15 protein-coding genes and 1 tRNA gene are annotated in these 17,924 nt (G+C 41.0%); 6 read left to right on the top strand and 10 right to left on the bottom strand.

All coding sequences use genetic code 11. From position 1 onward, the window contains the following. Positions 1-96 precede the first annotated feature (96 nt). Positions 97-1,242, top strand: a complete 1,146-nt coding sequence (locus tag ACSQ6I_RS16365) for a SpoIID/LytB domain-containing protein (protein ID WP_438891354.1) — start codon at positions 97-99, stop codon at positions 1,240-1,242. A 147-nt stretch (positions 1,243-1,389) separates the two neighbouring features. On the opposite strand, the gene ACSQ6I_RS16360 is transcribed toward ACSQ6I_RS16365, so the two are convergent. Further along, positions 1,390-2,661, bottom strand: coding sequence for a hypothetical protein (locus ACSQ6I_RS16360; protein ID WP_438891353.1), 1,272 nt, complete (start codon positions 2,659-2,661; stop codon positions 1,390-1,392). 171 nt (positions 2,662-2,832) lie between these two features. On the opposite strand from ACSQ6I_RS16360, the gene ACSQ6I_RS16355 reads away from it, so the two are divergent. Next, positions 2,833-3,312, top strand: coding sequence for a hypothetical protein (locus tag ACSQ6I_RS16355; protein WP_438891352.1), 480 nt, complete (start codon positions 2,833-2,835; stop codon positions 3,310-3,312). 472 nt (positions 3,313-3,784) lie between these two features. On the opposite strand, the gene ACSQ6I_RS16350 is transcribed toward ACSQ6I_RS16355, so the two are convergent. Continuing rightward, positions 3,785-3,856: transfer RNA gene (locus ACSQ6I_RS16350), tRNA-Gln, on the bottom strand. Between the two features lie 848 nt (positions 3,857-4,704). On the opposite strand from ACSQ6I_RS16350, the gene ACSQ6I_RS16345 reads away from it, so the two are divergent. Beyond that, positions 4,705-5,601, top strand: coding sequence for an alpha/beta fold hydrolase (locus ACSQ6I_RS16345; protein ID WP_438891351.1), 897 nt, complete (start codon positions 4,705-4,707; stop codon positions 5,599-5,601). A gap of 66 nt (positions 5,602-5,667) precedes the next feature. Here the strand turns inward: ACSQ6I_RS16345 and ACSQ6I_RS16340 are convergent, their stop codons facing one another. Both ACSQ6I_RS16340 and ACSQ6I_RS16335 read right to left on the bottom strand, forming a co-directional pair. Continuing rightward, entirely contained in the window at positions 5,668-6,354 is a 687-nt protein-coding gene (locus tag ACSQ6I_RS16340) for a hypothetical protein (protein ID WP_438891350.1), read from the bottom strand. A 518-nt stretch (positions 6,355-6,872) separates the two neighbouring features. Further along, a complete protein-coding gene (locus tag ACSQ6I_RS16335) occupies positions 6,873-7,832 on the bottom strand; it encodes an aldo/keto reductase (RefSeq protein WP_438891349.1) in 960 nt (319 codons plus the stop codon). A gap of 79 nt (positions 7,833-7,911) precedes the next feature. Between ACSQ6I_RS16335 and ACSQ6I_RS16330 the strand changes: the two genes are divergently transcribed. Then, the gene (locus ACSQ6I_RS16330) at positions 7,912-8,523 is read left to right on the top strand and encodes a DUF1802 family protein (protein ID WP_438891348.1); all 612 of its coding nucleotides are present in this window, start codon (positions 7,912-7,914) and stop codon (positions 8,521-8,523) included. Here ACSQ6I_RS16330 and ACSQ6I_RS16325 read toward each other — a convergent pair. Both ACSQ6I_RS16325 and ACSQ6I_RS16320 read right to left on the bottom strand, forming a co-directional pair. Next, positions 8,477-8,638: a hypothetical protein gene (locus tag ACSQ6I_RS16325; RefSeq protein WP_438891347.1), complete on the bottom strand. Its 162-nt coding sequence runs from the start codon at positions 8,636-8,638 to the stop codon at positions 8,477-8,479. The genes ACSQ6I_RS16330 and ACSQ6I_RS16325 overlap by 47 nt on opposite strands. Before the next feature lie 481 nt (positions 8,639-9,119). Next, the gene (locus ACSQ6I_RS16320; protein ID WP_438891479.1) at positions 9,120-11,561 is read right to left on the bottom strand and encodes an ATP-dependent Clp protease ATP-binding subunit; all 2,442 of its coding nucleotides are present in this window, start codon (positions 11,559-11,561) and stop codon (positions 9,120-9,122) included. A 232-nt stretch (positions 11,562-11,793) separates the two neighbouring features. On the opposite strand from ACSQ6I_RS16320, the gene ACSQ6I_RS16315 reads away from it, so the two are divergent. Beyond that, on the top strand, positions 11,794-12,090 hold the full coding sequence (locus tag ACSQ6I_RS16315; RefSeq protein WP_438891346.1) for a DUF3288 family protein: 297 nt from the start codon (positions 11,794-11,796) through the stop codon (positions 12,088-12,090). Between the two features lie 48 nt (positions 12,091-12,138). On the opposite strand, the gene ACSQ6I_RS16310 is transcribed toward ACSQ6I_RS16315, so the two are convergent. Both ACSQ6I_RS16310 and ACSQ6I_RS16305 read right to left on the bottom strand, forming a co-directional pair. Continuing rightward, positions 12,139-13,722 (bottom strand): MlaD family protein, encoded by a 1,584-nt coding sequence (locus ACSQ6I_RS16310; RefSeq protein ID WP_438891345.1) that lies wholly within the window; start codon positions 13,720-13,722, stop codon positions 12,139-12,141. A 64-nt stretch (positions 13,723-13,786) separates the two neighbouring features. Continuing rightward, positions 13,787-14,569, bottom strand: a complete 783-nt coding sequence (locus ACSQ6I_RS16305) for an ABC transporter ATP-binding protein (RefSeq protein WP_438891478.1) — start codon at positions 14,567-14,569, stop codon at positions 13,787-13,789. Positions 14,570-14,763: 194 nt separating this feature from the next. Here ACSQ6I_RS16305 and ACSQ6I_RS16300 point away from each other — a divergent pair, with 194 nt between their 5' ends. Further along, on the top strand, positions 14,764-15,630 hold the full coding sequence (locus tag ACSQ6I_RS16300) for a shikimate dehydrogenase (protein WP_438891344.1): 867 nt from the start codon (positions 14,764-14,766) through the stop codon (positions 15,628-15,630). 129 nt (positions 15,631-15,759) lie between these two features. On the opposite strand, the gene ACSQ6I_RS16295 is transcribed toward ACSQ6I_RS16300, so the two are convergent. Together ACSQ6I_RS16295 and ACSQ6I_RS16290 are read right to left on the bottom strand one after the other, a co-directional pair. After that, entirely contained in the window at positions 15,760-16,491 is a 732-nt protein-coding gene (locus ACSQ6I_RS16295; protein WP_438891343.1) for an HAD family hydrolase, read from the bottom strand. A 244-nt stretch (positions 16,492-16,735) separates the two neighbouring features. After that, positions 16,736-17,839 (bottom strand): 30S ribosomal protein S1, encoded by a 1,104-nt coding sequence (locus tag ACSQ6I_RS16290; RefSeq protein ID WP_438891342.1) that lies wholly within the window; start codon positions 17,837-17,839, stop codon positions 16,736-16,738. Positions 17,840-17,924: the final 85 nt, after the last annotated feature.

Raw genomic sequence — 17,924 nt, 5'->3', positions numbered from 1 at the left:
GAACCTGAGCAAACTGCATAATAGGTAGAAGTGGCAACCTCCCACCTGGGAGAACGTCTTATTGAACTTGTAGAGGCTTGTGATTAGACAATCAGCATGAAAATCCAACTTTATTTAGGTGCTTTATTTTCCCAAATTAAAGGACGACATTGGTGGGTAGGTATCCTCTTATGGTTCGTTTTGGTTGCTCCTGCTCAAGCATCTGTCATCCTGCGCGTAGCAATTGAAAGGGGTGTGAATCAAGTCAAGGTAGGTGCTTCCACGACGGCTATAGTTAAAGATAGTACTGGCCGTACTCTCGGACAATTACCAGGAATGAGTGCTTATGCGGCTCAATCAGTTCCTGGGGGAGTGGCTTTGGATAAATGGCAATCAGGGTTATTTTGGATTGAACCAACAGGTAAGGGATTTGTTTATATTGGCGATCGCTGGTTTAGAGGCAGAACCCTTGTCATTCCTACCGAAAAAGGCTTAACAGCAGTTAATTGGGTCGATTTAGAAGAATATCTCTACAGCGTTATCGGTGGGGAAATGGATTCTAGTTGGCCACCAGAAGCACTCAAAGCTCAAGCGATCGCAGCCCGTACCTATGCTCTCTATGAACGAGAAAAACAGCGCAACAATCCCGTCTATGATTTAGGGGATAGTCCAGATCGCTGGCAAATTTACAAAGGTGTCAGCAGCGAATCCAGTAACACTTACACCGCAGTAGACAACACCGCAGGGAAAGTCCTCACCCATAGCAACAAAATTATTCTCTCCGTTTTTCATGCCTGTTCTGGTGGACACACCGAAAACGTAGAAGATGTTTGGGGAAATACCCTACCTTATCTACGTGCAGTCCAAGATTTTGATCAAAATGTTAAAGAATGCAATTGGGTAAAAACCTTTTCACCCGCAGAAATTAGCTCCAGAATTTCCGGTATAGGCAACATCAAAGAAATGATTGCTGAATCCTTCTCCCCTTTCCGCAGTGTAAAAACCTTAAAAATCGTTGGTGATCAAGGTACTAAAGTACTTAAAGGTGAAGAAGTTCGCACCGCACTCAGGCTTAAAAGTACCCGATTTACTGTCAGCAAAGGAGAAAATGGCAGTTTTGTCCTCCAAGGACTAGGCTATGGTCATGGCTTAGGAATGAGCCAATGGGGAGCTTACAATTTAGCTCAACGCGGAGCCAGTTACCTCCAAATTTTGGGACATTATTACAAAGATGTAGCCCTAACGCCGATTCAGGCCAAGTAAGCTAAAAATGGGGAAATAGAGGAAGCAAGAGAAAAATATTTATCTTCTTCCTTCTTCCTTCGCGTCCTTTCCTTCGGAACGCTGCGCGAACGCGCCTTCGCGGTTCATTAAATCCATATTCTTTTCTTGGGAAAGAAGTATTACCCGTCACTCATCTAACCGTTTCTGTTTTTTCACCTGCTCAAACTCCTGTTCTAGCAAATCTGTGTCACTCGAATAAACCAAATCTTCCTTACCAATGACTTTTTCCGTAGCAAACTGACCAGCAAAAGCCATCTTTTTCTGTAAAGAATCATCTGCATTTGCTAATAGCCTAGCTCTTTTCAAGCGATCGCTATTACGAGCAGCAATTTTGCCATTACGCCATTGAATCCAGAAATAACGCACCAAAGGTATCCCCAGGAAACCTGCCCCATAAGCCAACAGCAGCCAATAAATTCCTTGGACAAAACCTACCAACCCCCCTATTTGTGCTGCCGCTGTTCCATCTCGCAACAAACTCCCCAGTATTAAAGCAGCAACAAAATTGAGTATACCCAAACCAGCACTCAGCATAATTTGTCCTGAACCAGCCGCACTAAAACGCCAAGGAAATTCCTCCAAATATGGCGCTATAGACTGACGCTGCTTTTTACTGGCTTTCACCTGCAACTCTGGGAAATAATAGACAATTTGCCCATCAGGACTTACCTGCGGTTGTCCATTAAATCGCAGCATTACAGGCAACATATAATCTTCGTACTCTTGCTGATACTTCTCACCCAGATGATCTATATAGGGAGTAATTTGTTCTGCCACTACTGCCCCTTTATTATTCCGAATCACAGTACCAATTTCTTGCCAGCGACGCTCTTCCAAGTTTTCATTAGGATTACCATCACCAAATAAAAACGAAAATACAGCCTCAAAGAAATTGAGATTACTGCTTTCTCCTCTTTCACGTCGTCGTTCCTGGGAGCGACTTCTATAATCGGGGCTAAAATACCAGAATAAATCTGGGAAAAAGAAAAAATTCAACCCACGAGAACCGCTACCTCGATTGTCGTTATCTCGATCTGAGTTAGCAGCAGTAATGATAATAATGATAGTGACAGTAATCAGAGCAATAGAAAGAATTAAAAAAACGCCAAAAGAAATGCGAATCAGGTAAAAAAGCACTCCCCAAACTTTTTTCCACCATTCCTGCAACCGTAATTGCAAGTATTTATTCCTTAAAATTGTTCGGAAATTTTGGGGAAACTGGTAAACAATATCACCCGTTTCTGCCACCTGCAAATGTCCACCAGCGTCAGATGCTAGGGCTAATAATCCTTTATTTGCTTCAGCTACATTTAATCCAGCCTGAGCTGCTACATCACCAGTAGTGACTCGATAGCCCAATTGTTCTACAGATCGCATGATAGCGGGATTGGGAGTCATAGCTCTCCTTTCCTCTTGTATTTCAGTTTACCTATGATCTAGTATAAGTTTGATTTCCGGTGACGACACACAACACAAACTCTTGAGTAAGTGATATGGTCATTATGGCGCTGGACAATTCATATGTTTAGCTGCTCTCAAGCCTGGTAAACCCGCAATTTTCTGCCCATTATGGTTCAATATACCCTCGCTCAAAGCCCAGAAATTATCATCTCTGTTCCTGGTAAAGACTCAGCTAAAGCCCGTGACAAAGCGATGGATCAGTTGATGGAACTGATGGAGACGGATCAACTAACCACCGAACTAGAAGAAGGATTTGGCCCTCAACAATTAATTGAAATTAAAGAACCAACCACTGATACAGCAAGTGGTGAAGATGCAATTACCCAAGCTGTACAAATTCTCAACAACTTAGCCACACTCAAGCTGAAAGTACAAGAATCACGGGCTGAAGCCTTGGAAATTCGCAAAGCGGTTGATGTCCTATTCTCAGATAATTTAGTAACTGAGGAAGAAATTACCCGTCTCAAGGAAGGTTTTAAGGTTCTCAAAAACTTTGCCCAAGCTAATATCCGTTATCAAGAAGCAAAAACTAAAGCAGAACAGGCTAGACAAGTTTTAGATCAGGCGCTCAAATCACCTGAAAAGTGATTTTATTGCAGGAGTCAGGCTTCGCCGTGAGCGTCAGCCGAACGGAGTCAGGAGTAAAACCCTGTTGTGGAAAGAGTTTCATCAATACCTACGGTATGCTACTGTGTTGGCATTAGCACTACGCTTGATTTCTTAAACTTCTTGCCCGTTGCTATACTGCAAACGGGTGAAATCTGGACTTATGTCATACTGAGCGTAAGGTAGTGCAGCGCACGCTACGCGAACACTTCGTATGGCTATAGCGCAGCGTGACGACGCAGGAGTCATACGCCACGCTCCGGGAACAGAATAACACTTTTAACCCGTTTTTAGTATATACAAAAGATTCGCTTTTTAATGCCCTTTACTCTATAGTCCACTTGTATGGATTTGGTTTATGTTACAGCGAATTCTATTCAACAAGGCGGGGAAATTCAATTGTTAAAACTAATAAAAAAAGGGTAGGCTTTAAAGCCTACCCTTTACTAAAATGCTGGGGCGCTAGGATTCGAACCTAGGGATGGCGGGACCAAAACCCGCTGCCGTACCACTTGGCTACGCCCCAATGGAACAAGTCAACTTTTGATAATATAGCAGTTAAGTAGAGGCTATGTCAAGTACTTTTGAGAAATTATTTTTATTCTTATTCTTTTTTAGGACTTACGCAACTGGCTTGCTTTGTAGGGTGCGTCAGATATCAAAAATCTGTTTATTGACGGTGTTTATGCAGTCTGACGTGGTTGGTGAGCTTGTCGAACCACACCCTACCAGAGATATTTAATGTGACACTTGCGTAAGTTCTGGTTTTTGTTTGAGAAAAGCCCAAAAAAAGAGGGAAGGTTAAAATTCCTTCCCTCTTCTGCTGGTTGTTTTGATTTTTTTCGGTTTTTTGAGCCTCCTTGAGTTTGTTTCTCAGCATCTGTCTTTGTTTTTTCAGTTGTCTCTTTCTCGCGGAGCCGCCTCTGCCTTTATCATTTCTCCCTTCTTTGCGGGGAGATTCCCATCTTTTTAAGCGCATGGAATTTTTTCATCAAAACAGTGCTTTTATAATAACTCAGAATTATACATAAAGTCAAATTTTGAGAGTGCTTTTTTCCAACTTATCATTGCCTAGTTGCAGGCTTTTGGCATCGCATACAGCACTTCTTGCTGTTATGAGGTACAGTTTTTCATTGCCAAACCTGTAGGAGCGGGGTTTCCCCGCCCTCGATTGTATTGCATTCGACTGAGAACCTATGTATTAGTGCGGTGCGTCAGATAGAAACAATCCGTTGTGTGCTAAATTATCGGGTCTGACGTGGTTGGTGAGCTTGCCGAACCACACCCTACAACAGATAAAATAATTCATCTTTGATGGATTTTATCAAGGCATAAGTCCTATATTATTAATAACTCGTAATATTTCTTCATAATATGCAGACAACTCCAATATCTGGACAATACTGGCAATGGCGCGGACACAAAGTTTACTATGTACAAGCGGGAGAACAAAAATCCCAGCGTCCCTCCTTGCTTTTAGTACATGGCTTTGGTGCTTCCACAGACCATTGGAGAAAGAACATTATCGGACTCTGTGCAGATTTTCAAGTATTTGCTATTGACCTTTTAGGATTTGGACGTTCAGCAAAACCTAAATTACAGTACAGCGGTGATTTATGGCGCGACCAACTGCGAGATTTTATTAGTGAAGTCATTGGTGAAAAAGCAGTATTAGCAGGTAACTCCCTTGGTGGTTATGCTTGTTTATGTGTTGCGTCTCAATTTCCTGATAGTGTTGCTGGTGTAGTCTTACTCAATAGTGCAGGTCCTTTCTCTCAACCAGAAGCACAACAAAGCCAAATTCAGCCTGCTAAAAACCCTGTACAGCAACTATTTGGTAAAACTGTCAAATGGGCTTTTAAACAACGTTTATTCCAGTCTTTATTATTTCAATATGTGCGACAACGTTGGGTAATTCGACGCACTTTAGAAAAAGTTTATTTAGACAAAACTGCAATTACTAATCAATTAGTAGAAGAAATTCAGCGCCCTGCTTATGATATAGGTGCTTTAGATGTGTTTGTCTCAGTTTTTAGTACTCCCCAAGGAGAAAAAGTTGATATTTTACTCAAGCAATTAAATTGTCCTTTATTGTTATTATGGGGAGAGGCAGATCCTTGGATGAAAGCGCGAGAACGTTCTCAAAAATTCCATCAATATTATCCCCAGTTAACAGAATATTTCCTAAATGCTGGTCATTGTCCCCATGATGAAGCACCTGATCAAGTAAATCCACTTCTGCATAATTGGGCTTTATCTCTAACTGAATAAGAGCAAATTTGTTGTGTTCAAATGTCAGGATTCAGGAATATTTTTTCCTGAAAATAAATAATTATTTCATTTGAGAACATAACTTTTAATATCTTTCTCTACTTGTTCACTAATAATTTCTGTGCCGATAACAGGTTGATCAAGATTAACCCTAATAAAGTTTGTTTGATCTACTTCTGTAAATTGTTTATCTTGATCGTTATCTTTGATAATTTTCAGAAAAATTGCGTTTTGACTAGCAAGCGCCACCCATTTAACGATTTTGGTATTATTGGGGGTGATTTGCTGCAAGTTTTTACCTGATAAATCAGAAATATAGCCAACAATGGCATCTTGATTGTTGATTTGATTATCGTTATTTGTATCTTTGTCAATGATTTGATACAACCAAAATCTTGTGGTTGGTTTTCCTGTTAATTTGATTTCTAATAAATCGAAGGAATTAATAACCGCTTTTTTATTTAATAAAAGATGATTCTCGCCTGTTTTTTTCTGATAAAAAATTATATTATATAATTTGTTTTCCCTTTGATAAGAACGAGAAAGATTTAAATCAATTTCTTTATCATTATCCTGGTCAACGAGATTAACTGGAATCATGATGTAATCTGACGCTTCATTAATAATAAAATCACCATAAATAATATTTGTTTTTGGGTACAGTTTTTCAGATGCTTTTGCTGGTTGGGTTTTTCTATTAATTCTGGTCTCACAGGAAAAAGAAAATGTAGCTAGAACTACAGCTATTGTCATCTTCCACAAAAAACTGAATTTTCTCATTCAAAGCTCCAGCATGGTATTAACTTGGATATATTTCAACAGCAAGTAAAATCAGATTATTGTATCAAAGAAACTATAAAAATCTAAAAACCTGGTCAGGGTTGACCAGGTTCTAGCGAATTCAGAAGTTTCAAATTGTTAAAGTTAAGTAATTGATAGTTAATAACTAAGGTGGACAAAGGAGCAAGTTCAGCAATTTTCTGTTTTTCCGCTTTGGGATTTGGCTCGACCTTAAAAACGGTCGTTTTGCCACTTTAGTTCCTATATGCTAAAACTTGCTTGGGCTACTGACAGGGGACACTAGGTCATTGCCCGTTGAGTTAGTTGTAATTTGCTTTGTGTCCTGATGAATCTAATCTAGCACTGGGTAGTTGAGATGCAATTATTTGTTTACTAAAGTTGATATTTCGTTTAATTTAGCAATATGGGGGATAGGTGACAGGGAATAGGGAACATGAGAAGTTTACTAATTACCAATCACCTATTACCTATTACCAATTCCACATAACTGATTGATCATCAAGATGGTCGGTGACAATACTGCCAATTCTATCTATTTCTGCAATTTCTTCGGCAGAAAGTTTAATTTCTACAGCTTGAGCATTGGCTATGGCTTGTTCAGGATAACGCGCACCAACGATCGCATTTGTTTGGGGTTGGGCGATTAACCATGCTAGTGCTAACTGAGCCAGACTACAATTATGGTCTTCGGCTATGAGGCTAAGTTCATTTAAGGCTTGTTGAGCGTGTTCAAAGTTTTCGCCTTGAAATAATTTATTTTTAGCTCGGTTATCGGCTGGGTCAAATTTATGCCCTGGGAGGAATTTACCAGTTAACAATCCTTGTGCTAGGGACGAATAAGCCAAAATAGAAATGTTGTTTTCAATACAATAGGGCATAGCGTCTTTTTCTACCTGCCGCCAAAATAGAGAATAGGGCGGTTGTAAACTATCAATACGTCCATATTGAGCGGCTTCTGCAATTTGGTCACGGGAAAAATTGGAAACGCCAATGGCTCGAATTTTCCATTGTTCTTTGAGGTGATTTAAGGCGCTCATGGTTTCTGCAATTGGCACGATTTCACTATTGAAAGCACCAGATGGCCAATGAATTTGATAAAGGTCGATGTAGTCTGTTTTCAGATTTGTTAAGGAACGCTCACAAGCTTCAATTACTTGTTGATATTTGAGATGATTTGCAAAAACTTTTGTGGCATACTCTACGTTATCCCGCACATCAGATAAAGCTTTAGCTACAATCTGTTCAGAATGTCCTTCACCATAAATTTCTGCGGTATCTATTGTGGTAATTCCGGCTTCATAGGCAGCACGGATGGTTTTAATTGAGTCATCATCCTCAATTCCTACCCACATTTTTTTTCCAGCTTGCCAAGTTCCCATTAAGATGGGTGAGATTTGTACGGTTGATGTACCCAGTGTGCGTTTTTTCATGGTTTTTCTCGAATTTATTTCCCTGACTAGTTTTATACTTTAACCGTCTTAGACTGAAATTAAATCAGAGTCAAAGTAGATGCTCATGGAATTGACTACCACTTTTCATGCTTTTAAGGAATGGGCTGTGGCCGTAAATGCGTTGGAAGACGGCCAAACGATTATGCTGCTTCGTAAAGGCGGTATCCATGAACGGGAGGGACGCTTTCAAGTTGCCCATGAGCAGGTTTTGCTCTACCCTACTTACGAGCATCAACAATCTTTTATGCTTAAGGCTGAGTATGCGGATCTTGTCTATCCAGTAACTTCAGGTTGGCATCCAGAAACAATTCGCATTGGTAGTTGGGCAGAAATTACGGATATTTTGCCAGTTGCTGATGAGTCTATTGTGGGGGATTTACTTCCCTTTCATATTTGGAATGAGTATTTTATTAGCGATCGCTTAAAATGGAAACCACGTCAGCCGCTATATATCCTTTTGCTACGGACTTACAAACTACCTAAAGCGCAGGATATTCCTTATCTAGATGAATATGGTGGTTGTAAATCATGGATTGATTTAGATCAGCAGATGCGGTTGCAAGGCTCTCAACCAGTTTTATCAGATTCTGTCTACACTCAGCTAGTTGAGACTATTCGCGGGATTATTGGTGATAAATTGTACGCCGACGCTGTTTTAAGTTTTGACTGAGAGCTAGTTTAATTTCCACAAAGACAGTTTCTTCAGGTGTCAACTCCAAAAAATCGGAAACTGTGCCAACTCTCCAGCCTTTAGATTCTAAACGTTCTCTTTTAGCTTGATCCATTACTTACTCCTGTTAATCACTACGAACTTTCAACCGGAGTGCGATCGCTAATCTTGTAGGTTGGCTTAAGGAACGCAACCCAACATTAACATTATGGCTGTTGTTGATAACTTTGTTGGGTTTCATTTTATTCAAACCAACCTACAGTGCTTGTAAAATTTAAACAGCAAAAAATTCTACTATTCTTATGAATGAAAAACCCCAGAGCGAAAAAGACAAGCTACAGCCAATTAATAGTATAAAAAATAAAGAAACAGAAAACGAAGAAATTCTATGTTCTCATTGTCAACGCACTGCTACGAACGGTATTAAATGTAAAGGTATTTGTGTGGCTGATAATGACTATTAGGGTATGAATTTTATTTTTATAATTTGCTGCAAACTCCCGCCTAAATTTTTTTGAGAAAAAGCAAAAGGGTAAAGGTTTACCCCTTACCCGTGAAAAAATTACTTTTGAGATGGTATTTAGATTTAACCAGCGTTAACTAACAGTAAGTAACTCGCGTGTTTCTGTTTTTCTCACTATCACCTGACCATCATCATCAATATCAACTATGGCTGTGTCTCCCTCGCCAATTTGTCCAGCTAGGAGTGCTTCAGCCAGAGAATCTTCTAACAGGCGCATAATTGCCCTGCGTAAGGGTCTAGCGCCATAGCTGGGGTCGTAGCCTTCAGTTACTACCCGGTCTTTGAAGCTTTCGGTGACTTCGAGTTTAATTCTTCTTTCTGTCAAGCGACTAGCAACATCGACGAGCATAATGTCAGCAATTTGCTTGACTTCTGCTTTATTGAGTTGAGTGAAGACGATAATATCATCAAGACGGTTGAGGAATTCTGGACGGAAGTAAGCTTTTAGTTCTTCGTTTACCAAGTTACGAATACGGTGATAACTAGCGTCGGCTTGATTATCAAATTCAAAGCCTAAACTCATACCGCCTTTTTCAATTACCTTAGAACCTACATTGGAAGTTAAGATAATTAATGTATTCTTGAAGTCCACTTTCCGACCTTTTGCGTCGGTGAGGTGTCCGTCATCCAAAAGTTGCAACAGCATATTAAATACATCAGGGTGTGCTTTTTCGATTTCGTCGAATAGAACCACTGTGTATGGCTTGCGTCGCACTGCTTCGGTTAGTTGTCCACCTTCGTCGTAGCCAACGTAACCAGGAGGTGAACCAATTAATTTGGAGACGTTGTGGCTTTCCATGTATTCGGACATATCCAAGCGAATCATCGCTTCTTCAGCACCGAAGAAGTAAGCAGCTAATGATTTCGCTAGTTCTGTTTTACCAACACCCGTGGGGCCGGAGAAGATAAAACTAGCGATGGGTCGGTTAGGATTTTTTAAGCCGACACGGGCGCGACGGATAGCGCGAGCAACAGATGTAACTGCTTGCTCTTGACCGATGAGCCTTTTGTGCAGAGTGTCTTCTAAGTGTAAGAGTAACTCTGATTCTGATTCTGTCAGTTTGTTAACTGGTACGCCAGTCCAAGAAGCGACGATTTGGGCGATGTCTTCTTCGTCAACAATTGGGGTTTTAGCGTTTTTCTCGGTTTCTTCGGTGTAGAGTCTACCTTGAATTTCTACTTCTTGGTCACGCAGTTTACCAGCTTTGTCAAAATTTTGGAGTCTAACTGCTTCTTCTTTAGATTTGGTGACACCAACTAATTCGCGTTTTAGTTCCTTGTCGGTGGCGGTGCGAGAGTTACGCAAGCGGACGCGGGAACCAGCTTCGTCTATTAAGTCTATGGCTTTATCTGGTAAGAAGCGATCGCTAATATAACGATCTGATAACTCAGCAGCAGCTACTACCGCAGCATCAGAAATATGTACTTTATGGTGTTGTTCATAAGCACCACGCAAACCGTAGAGAATTTGAATAGTTTCCTCTATAGATGGTTCTCCCACCAAAATTGGTTGAAAACGACGCTCTAAAGCCGCATCTCGTTCAATATGCTTACGGTATTCATCTAAAGTGGTTGCACCAATACATTGGAGTTCACCCCTGGCTAAAGCTGGTTTGAGGATGTTTGCTGCATCTAAACCGCCTTCTGTACCACCTGCACCGACTAAGGTGTGAATTTCATCAATGACGAGGATGATATTGCCTTCGGTGCGAACTTCCTCCATGATTTTTTTGAGGCGTTCTTCAAAATCACCACGGAAGCGAGTTCCAGCCACTACAGACCCCATATCGAGACTGATGACTTGCTTGTTGAGCAAAACTTCAGGGACATCTTGGTTGATGATACGTTGAGCTAGACCTTCTGCGATCGCAGTTTTACCAACTCCCGGTTCCCCAATCAAGACAGGGTTATTCTTTGTCCGGCGACCCAAAATTTGGACAGTGCGCTCAATTTCTTTCTGGCGACCAACTACAGGGTCAAGCTTACCTTCTTGAGCTAGTTTGGTGAGATTTCTGCCAAACTCTTCTATACTTAGGTTCTTGTTGCGTTTGGGGCTACTACCACCAGCGAGAACAGTCACATCATCACCCAAACGACTGATGACAGCCGAACGGACAGCGTGTAGGTCTACTCCCAGATTTTGTAGTACTTTGGCTGCGACTCCTTCGCCTGCCTCCGTTAAACCTAACAATAAGTGTTCAGTGTTTATGTAGTTGTGTCCAAGACTATGAGCTTCTCTAAATGATTGCTCAAACAGACTTTTTACTTTGGGTGTAAAAGGAATTTCCGGTGGAACAAAACCAGAACCCCGGCCAATAATTTTTTCTACTTCCCGACGCGCATCTTTGAGAGTAACGCCCAACTCAGCCAGCACTTTAGCCGCAACGCCAGTTCCTTCTCCCATTAAACCCAGGAGAATTTGTTCCGTTCCTACGAAATTGTGACCCAGGCGGCGTGCCTCCTCCTGAGCTAACATAATTACCCTAATGGCTTCGGACGTGAAGTGTTCAAACATAGCGGGTTCTTGCTCCCTTGCTGCTTGGGCTGTGGGTGATATAAAGTTCACCCTCATCTAAAGTTTTTTGTATTTTCTTAAAGATAATGTATCTTTATTTAAAAATGAATGGCAGTGGTGAGAGCCGTATGAGCTAGGGTGTGGTTGCCGTCACTCACCGATTATGGCTAGTTACGGGGAATTTTCAGCCTCCAATCTTGATGAATCCGAAATCCTATAAGTTGTAAGAATTATGACAGAATCTTCAGGAAGTAAAGACCAACAACATCCCCTCTACAACCGCGATCGCCCCTTTATTGATATTTTACTCTCTCAAGAGCCAACAGACTACAATTTGGCCGAATTGGCTAGGCTGAAAATTCGTTATCAAGGCTTTCCAGGCGCACGGGACATCCAAAAAGATTTAAATAAAGTTTTGCAACACTGGGGTTTAACCGAAGCTGAACTTTTGGAAAAAACTCGCCAACTCCATGATGTGGGCGGAATTTATAAAAGTCGGGGTAAAAAAGAAGAGCAAGATTGGAATTAGTGGAAGGAGGCAGGAGTCAGGAGTTCAGGAGAAAGATAAATATTCCCCTCATCTCTCCATCTCCCCTGTTTCCTGTTGCCTGTATTCCCGTAATTGTTGCAATAGCTGTTCTTCGGATGACTTAAAAATAACTGAACTAGTATTCTGGGAGTTTTTTTCCACACTCTCAACAGAACTCTCGACATTAGCGGGTAAAGGTTCAAGTTTAATTACTGCTTTTTCCTGGGGTGGTGTAGAAATTTCTAAATCTGGCTGAAGTACAAATTCTTTCAAAGTTGGGGTGGGGATGACAAATTTGGATTTATCTACAAATGCTTTCTTAGTAGAGGTTGGAGGTGCAACTTTGGGCTTATCTACAGAAGCTTTTAAAGCAGGAGTACGATTTATAACTTTTGGTTGATTCAAAGATGTTTTGAGAGAATCTAAAGTAACCGCTACCTTTGCTTGCTGCTGTACATCTTGTGTCGAAGATACCAACTTGCTGAGACCATTTACCAATTGCAAGAGATTTTGCCGAAACTTAGGATCTCCTGTTAATTCATCTAAATCTGATGTAATTTTTTGTGTATTTTCAAATGTCACCCTAGCGGAATCTAGAGTTTGTTGCAGTAGCACGACATTTTTAGGATCATTTAAATTTTTAGAAGCATCCTTCAAATTAGCTGAAGCTTCGGCGGCGTTAGCAGAAAGAAGTTCTAAATTTTTTAACAATTCTCCTTCTGAGAGACGACTAACCGCAGGTGATAAACTGGTGACTGTCTGACGTAGTTGGTTACTAGTTTGGGTAATATTGTTTAAAGCACCGACTAGAGAAGAACGGTTTGTAGTTAATAAGTCATCTAAGTTATTGAGCAAACGACTTGCTTGTTTAGCAGTGACACTAAAATCGCTGGCGGTTACACCTAATTGATTTGCGGTTTTTGTACTAGTCGCTGTCAGTTCATTGGTGGCTCTTTGGACTGTAACAGCCGTACCAGAAAATATACCTATTTGTCCTTTAAAGCTTTTGCTGACAATCTGGAGTTCTCGACTGAGGTTAGCGACGCTAGAAGCCGCATCAGCAGAAGTTTCTAAGGCTCGATTAATATTTTGATAAAATTTTTCGTTGCTGTATTGATTAGCAAAATTAGCTGATTGACGAATTAGGTCATCGACACTGATACCAATCTGACCTTTTAAGTTACTAGCGTTATTGCAAATAATCAGGCTGGGATTACAATCTTTGTCTAGAGGTTTAGAAATATCTGTCCCAGTTGGCAAGGTGGCTTTGGGTACGATATCAATAATACTTTCGCTAATTAATCCGCTCTGATTTGCTTCAATAACCGAATTATAAGGAATCAGCAAGTTAGGATTACTAATTTCAATTTCCACGATAACGGCATTTGCTCCCGTTGCTATCTTGGAAATACTACCGACTTTAACACCACGATAACGAACTGGTGAACCTTTTTGCATTCCGCCGGCGTTAGCAAATTCCACCACTGCTTTATATGAATTGCGTCCGGGGGTGATTCGATTCAACCACAAGAGAATGGCACCAAATGCGCCTAAACCGAGTAGGAATAACAATCCCACAGAGCCTTCTCTCAATGTTCGTGTAGACGTGAATTTGCTAATTAAACCTCGCATTTTTGTCCCACCCAAAAACTAGTCATGATTTGTGAGTTTTCATTGACAGTGACTCAGCATTGATCTAGCCGACTACCTGAATCGGCCCATGTATACTCCCGCTCATAAATTGTCTGATCAAAGGATGTTCAGTGTGATCTATTTCACTTACTTTACCTTGCCATTGCACTTTACCTTGATAAAGAAATACCAATTTGTCAGCGGTACGCCGAATGGTACTTTCTTGGTGGGTAACAATACAGTATGTACTACAGACACCGTGGGTACATTGCAAACTGCGAATTAAATCCTCAATTACCGTTGAGGCTATGGGATCTAGTCCGGCTGTGGGTTCATCGTACAATAAAACTTCTGGACTGTCTGCGGGGCTATCGGGGTTGGACATAATCGCACGGGCAAAACTGACCCGTTTTCGCATTCCTCCAGAAAGTTCTGAGGGATAAAGATGACCGATTCCTGGTAAACCTACCACATTTAATTTATCGTTCACTAGTTGGCGAATGCGCGATCGCTCTAATCTTGAGTTTTGATACAATAAAAATCCAACATTTTCTTCCACTGTCAACGAGTCAAATAAGGCTGCTTGCTGAAATACCATCCCAATTCCCACAGGATCAGTTCCATCCTCAATCAACCCACTTCGTTTTACCCCTTGAATATAAATTTCTCCTTCGTCGGGTTGTAATAACCCCGCAATTATTCTTAAAATTGTCGATTTACCAGTTCCTGAAGGGCCAATAATTGCCAGTGCTTCCCCTCGATAAATTGTCAAATCGACATTATCTAAAACTTTATTTTTACCAAATGTTTTAGAAATACCTTTGAGTGCAATTAAGGGTTCGATCATTGGTGATTGTCTTCCGTCGTGAGCCTCAGCCGAATGGTCATTGGTCATGGTAATGGGTAATGGGTAATTGTGTACCAAAGTCATAGTAATCCTGGTGGTCTACAGTACACAACCGTTATCTTTACACCAGAGAGCAATGACATGAGAGAATAAACATTGTTGCAGGAGTCAAGGCTAGAAAAGTTGATTTACTTATGATTAGCGGCAAAACTAAACTTTTAGGAGTAATTGGGCATCCTGTGGAGCATTCTCTGTCCCCAGTGATGCACAATGCGGCTTTGGCGAAATTGGGGTTAGATTACGTATATTTGCCTTTTCCTATTGCACCAGAAAATTTAGAAATTGCGATTGCTGGTTTTACTGCTATTGGCGTTGTTGGGTTTAGCGTCACAATTCCCCACAAACAGGCTATATTACCTTTTTTAACAGAAATTTCACCCATTGCTCAAGCGATCGGTGCAGTCAATACTGTGACTCGTCAAGGAAACGGTTGGGTGGGAACAAACACAGATGTAGAAGGGTTTATTGCTCCTTTACAAACCACATATAACCAAGATTGGAGTCAAAAAACAGCAGTAATTTTAGGTAATGGTGGTGCAGCGAGAGCAGTTGTTGCAGGTTGTATTCAGCTAGGTTTGGCTGAAATTCATGTGGTAGGGCGAAATTTACAAAAGTTAACAGAATTTCGGCAAAGTTGGCAAAATTCACCCTTTGCAGATAAATTTCAAGTGCATGATTGGCAAAAATTATCCAAGTTAATTCCCCAAGCAAATCTGTTAGTTAATACAACTCCTGTAGGGATGTATCCCCACGTAAATGAATCACCTTTAAGTATAGAGGAGATGGTAGATTTACCTTCAGGTGGTATCGCTTATGATTTGATCTACATCCCTAAACCAACTCAGTTTCTTAAACTAGCAAAAAAACAAGGTGCTATTCCCATTGATGGCTTAGAAATGCTAGTTCAACAAGGTGCAGCAGCATTAAAAATCTGGTTACAACAGGAAAATGTACCTATAACCGAAATGCGTCAAGCACTACAAAATCATCTTGGGTTATAGATTAAGTAAAAATTCAGGAGTCAGGAGTCAGGAGTCAGGATTCAGGAGAAAGGAGGAAGAAGGAAGAAGAATATTTTTCTCTTCTGTTAAGAGTTTCCTGCTATATCAAACATTTTGTATCCTGAATTCTTACATTACAACCTGAATTTCATCAAGTTGATTAATCACCACATCTGCACCCTTAACATTACCGGAATTACCAATCCAAGTAATACCTATACAACCTGCGGCTTGAGCATTACGCGCCATTTGCATATCGCCAACGGAATCACCTACCATCAAAGTAGCTCCCGGTTCTACACCTAAAGCTTGACAAGCTTGCAAAAATAAGATTGGATCTGGTTTACTCGGCCTCTCATCAACTCCCATTTCTAGTTGCAAATAATCCCCTAATTGGTGAGTGCTGACAAATTTCTGCACATCTTCAGTTGTGGCTGCTGAGAGGATACCAAGTTTTAAACCCGCTTCTGATAGGGACTTTAAAACTTCCAAGCTACCCGCAAACAAAGGGGAGGGAGTTTTGTCAATATATTGGTCAGCTTCTGCTAAAGCTTGACGGGCGATTTTTAAAGATTCAAACCAGCCTCTACCAGTTTCTGCTATGTAGGCAGCAGCGGCAACTTCTGTTTCTCGACGACTGGCTACGGCTATTAAACCCGCAGGATCTAATCTATCGCTATTAATACCAAAAGCCATCAATAAAGGTTCCCCAATACCGGGAACCTGAGCATCTATCATCCGCGCTCCTCTTTGTCCGAGCGATCGCAAATAACTCTCTGAGTCCTCTAAAGTACCATTTTTATCAAATAAAATTGCCTGAATATTAGTAAACTTGATGTCTTTGCATTTAATAGTCGCCATAATAAAAAAATTTGTAATAGTGCTTTCAGCAGGCTGCGCTAACTTAATTCGTAATTAAGTTTTGCAATGGGGATTAAAACCCGGACAGAAAACTTACTGCCTGTAGAGGTCTGTCATTTACGAAAGATCCTTCATTCCGTGAAATCCTTAAATCCGTAAAATCAGTGATAAAAAAAGAGGGAAAATCCCTCTTAATCAAACACTTTGATAATCTTAGTTGCAAGCAATTACAACTAGGAATTTATTAATCTTCAGTAGCTGCGGGAATTTCTGCTTCAGCTACAACTTCTACTGGAGTTTCTGCTTCAGCTACAACTTCTACTGGAGTTTCTGCTTCAGCTACAACTTCTACTGGAGTTTCTGTTTCAACTTCTTCAGTAGCTGTGGGAATTTCTGCTTCAGCTTCAGCGTCTACAGATGCTTCCACAGGTGCAGCAGTGATACCTTGCTGTTTAGCTAACATCTGTTCCCTATACTTAGCTGCCATTTCTTCGGCCTTATCATAGACCAAATCACGGTTCTTAATCATGTCACCGGGTTCTGGTTCCAACTGCTTGGTAGACAGAGAAATTCTTCCTCTTTCTGCGTCCAAGTCAATGATCATCACTTTCACTTCATCATTGACATTGAACACGCTGTGAGGTGTGTCAATATGCTCATGGGAAATTTCAGAAATGTGGAGCAGTCCGCTAACACCACCGATGTCGATGAATGCACCGTAGGGCTTAATACCGCGAACAGTACCAATTACTACTTCGCCAACCTCCAAGCGGTTCATCTTGCGCTCAACCAACGCGCGACGATGGGAGAGAACTAAGCGGTTACGTTCTTCATCTACTTCTAGGAATTTTAAGGGTAATTCTTCCCCTACCAATTCTTCTTTAGGTTTGCGGGTACTGATGTGAGAGCCGGGGATAAAGCCGCGTAGTCCCTCAATTCGTACCAATGCACCACCACGATTAGTAGCAAAAACACCAGAACGGACAGTAGCATCTTCTGCCTGTAACTGCCGTACTCTTTCCCATGCTCTCATGTATTCAATACGACGAATGGAAAGGGTTAGCTGACCATCTTCGTTTTCATCAGTGAGGATGAAAAATTCCCGTGTTTCGTTTGATTGTAAGACTTCTTCCGGGCTATCCACCCGGTTAATAGACATTTCCTGTATAGGTATGTATGCTGCTGTTTTAGCACCGATGTCAATCAGAGCGCCGCGCGGCTCTATACTGAAAACTGTACCTGGTACAACATCACCAGGGCTGAAGTGATAATCGTACTTATCGAGTAGAGCAGCGAAATCTTCGTGAGTAAATCCAATTTCTGGAGCGGTTAAGTTCTGATTGACCATGCTGATTTGTTCCTGGTTCTGTTCTCCGTCAAGTTTTTGCCACAATTAACAATGTGTATGCAAGGGCTTTTTTAAAAGAAGTTTA

The sequence above is a fragment of the Anabaena sp. WFMT genome (assembly GCF_051781005.1).
In the GTDB taxonomy this organism is placed as follows: domain Bacteria; phylum Cyanobacteriota; class Cyanobacteriia; order Cyanobacteriales; family Nostocaceae; genus Anabaena.
Note: the sequence above shows the minus strand (reverse complement) of the source record. Positions and strands in the feature narration are given on the sequence as shown.

Bases quoted from the DNA above. Each gene is read 5' to 3' on its own strand.
- ACSQ6I_RS16295 (WP_438891343.1), bottom strand. From the start codon at position 16,491: ATGGCGACTATTAAATGCAAAGACATCAAGTTTACTAATATTCAGGCA.
- ACSQ6I_RS16300 (WP_438891344.1), top strand. From the start codon at position 14,764: ATGATTAGCGGCAAAACTAAACTTTTAGGAGTAATTGGGCATCCTGTG.
- ACSQ6I_RS16330 (WP_438891348.1), top strand. From the start codon at position 7,912: ATGCTCATGGAATTGACTACCACTTTTCATGCTTTTAAGGAATGGGCT.
- ACSQ6I_RS16315 (WP_438891346.1), top strand. From the start codon at position 11,794: ATGACAGAATCTTCAGGAAGTAAAGACCAACAACATCCCCTCTACAAC.
- ACSQ6I_RS16320 (WP_438891479.1), bottom strand. From the start codon at position 11,561: ATGTTTGAACACTTCACGTCCGAAGCCATTAGGGTAATTATGTTAGCT.
- ACSQ6I_RS16340 (WP_438891350.1), bottom strand. From the start codon at position 6,354: ATGACAATAGCTGTAGTTCTAGCTACATTTTCTTTTTCCTGTGAGACC.
- ACSQ6I_RS16360 (WP_438891353.1), bottom strand. From the start codon at position 2,661: ATGACTCCCAATCCCGCTATCATGCGATCTGTAGAACAATTGGGCTAT.
- ACSQ6I_RS16335 (WP_438891349.1), bottom strand. From the start codon at position 7,832: ATGAAAAAACGCACACTGGGTACATCAACCGTACAAATCTCACCCATC.
- ACSQ6I_RS16355 (WP_438891352.1), top strand. From the start codon at position 2,833: ATGGTTCAATATACCCTCGCTCAAAGCCCAGAAATTATCATCTCTGTT.
- ACSQ6I_RS16345 (WP_438891351.1), top strand. From the start codon at position 4,705: ATGCAGACAACTCCAATATCTGGACAATACTGGCAATGGCGCGGACAC.
- ACSQ6I_RS16365 (WP_438891354.1), top strand. From the start codon at position 97: ATGAAAATCCAACTTTATTTAGGTGCTTTATTTTCCCAAATTAAAGGA.
- ACSQ6I_RS16325 (WP_438891347.1), bottom strand. From the start codon at position 8,638: ATGGATCAAGCTAAAAGAGAACGTTTAGAATCTAAAGGCTGGAGAGTT.
- ACSQ6I_RS16290 (WP_438891342.1), bottom strand. From the start codon at position 17,839: ATGGTCAATCAGAACTTAACCGCTCCAGAAATTGGATTTACTCACGAA.
- ACSQ6I_RS16310 (WP_438891345.1), bottom strand. From the start codon at position 13,722: ATGCGAGGTTTAATTAGCAAATTCACGTCTACACGAACATTGAGAGAA.
- ACSQ6I_RS16305 (WP_438891478.1), bottom strand. From the start codon at position 14,569: ATGATCGAACCCTTAATTGCACTCAAAGGTATTTCTAAAACATTTGGT.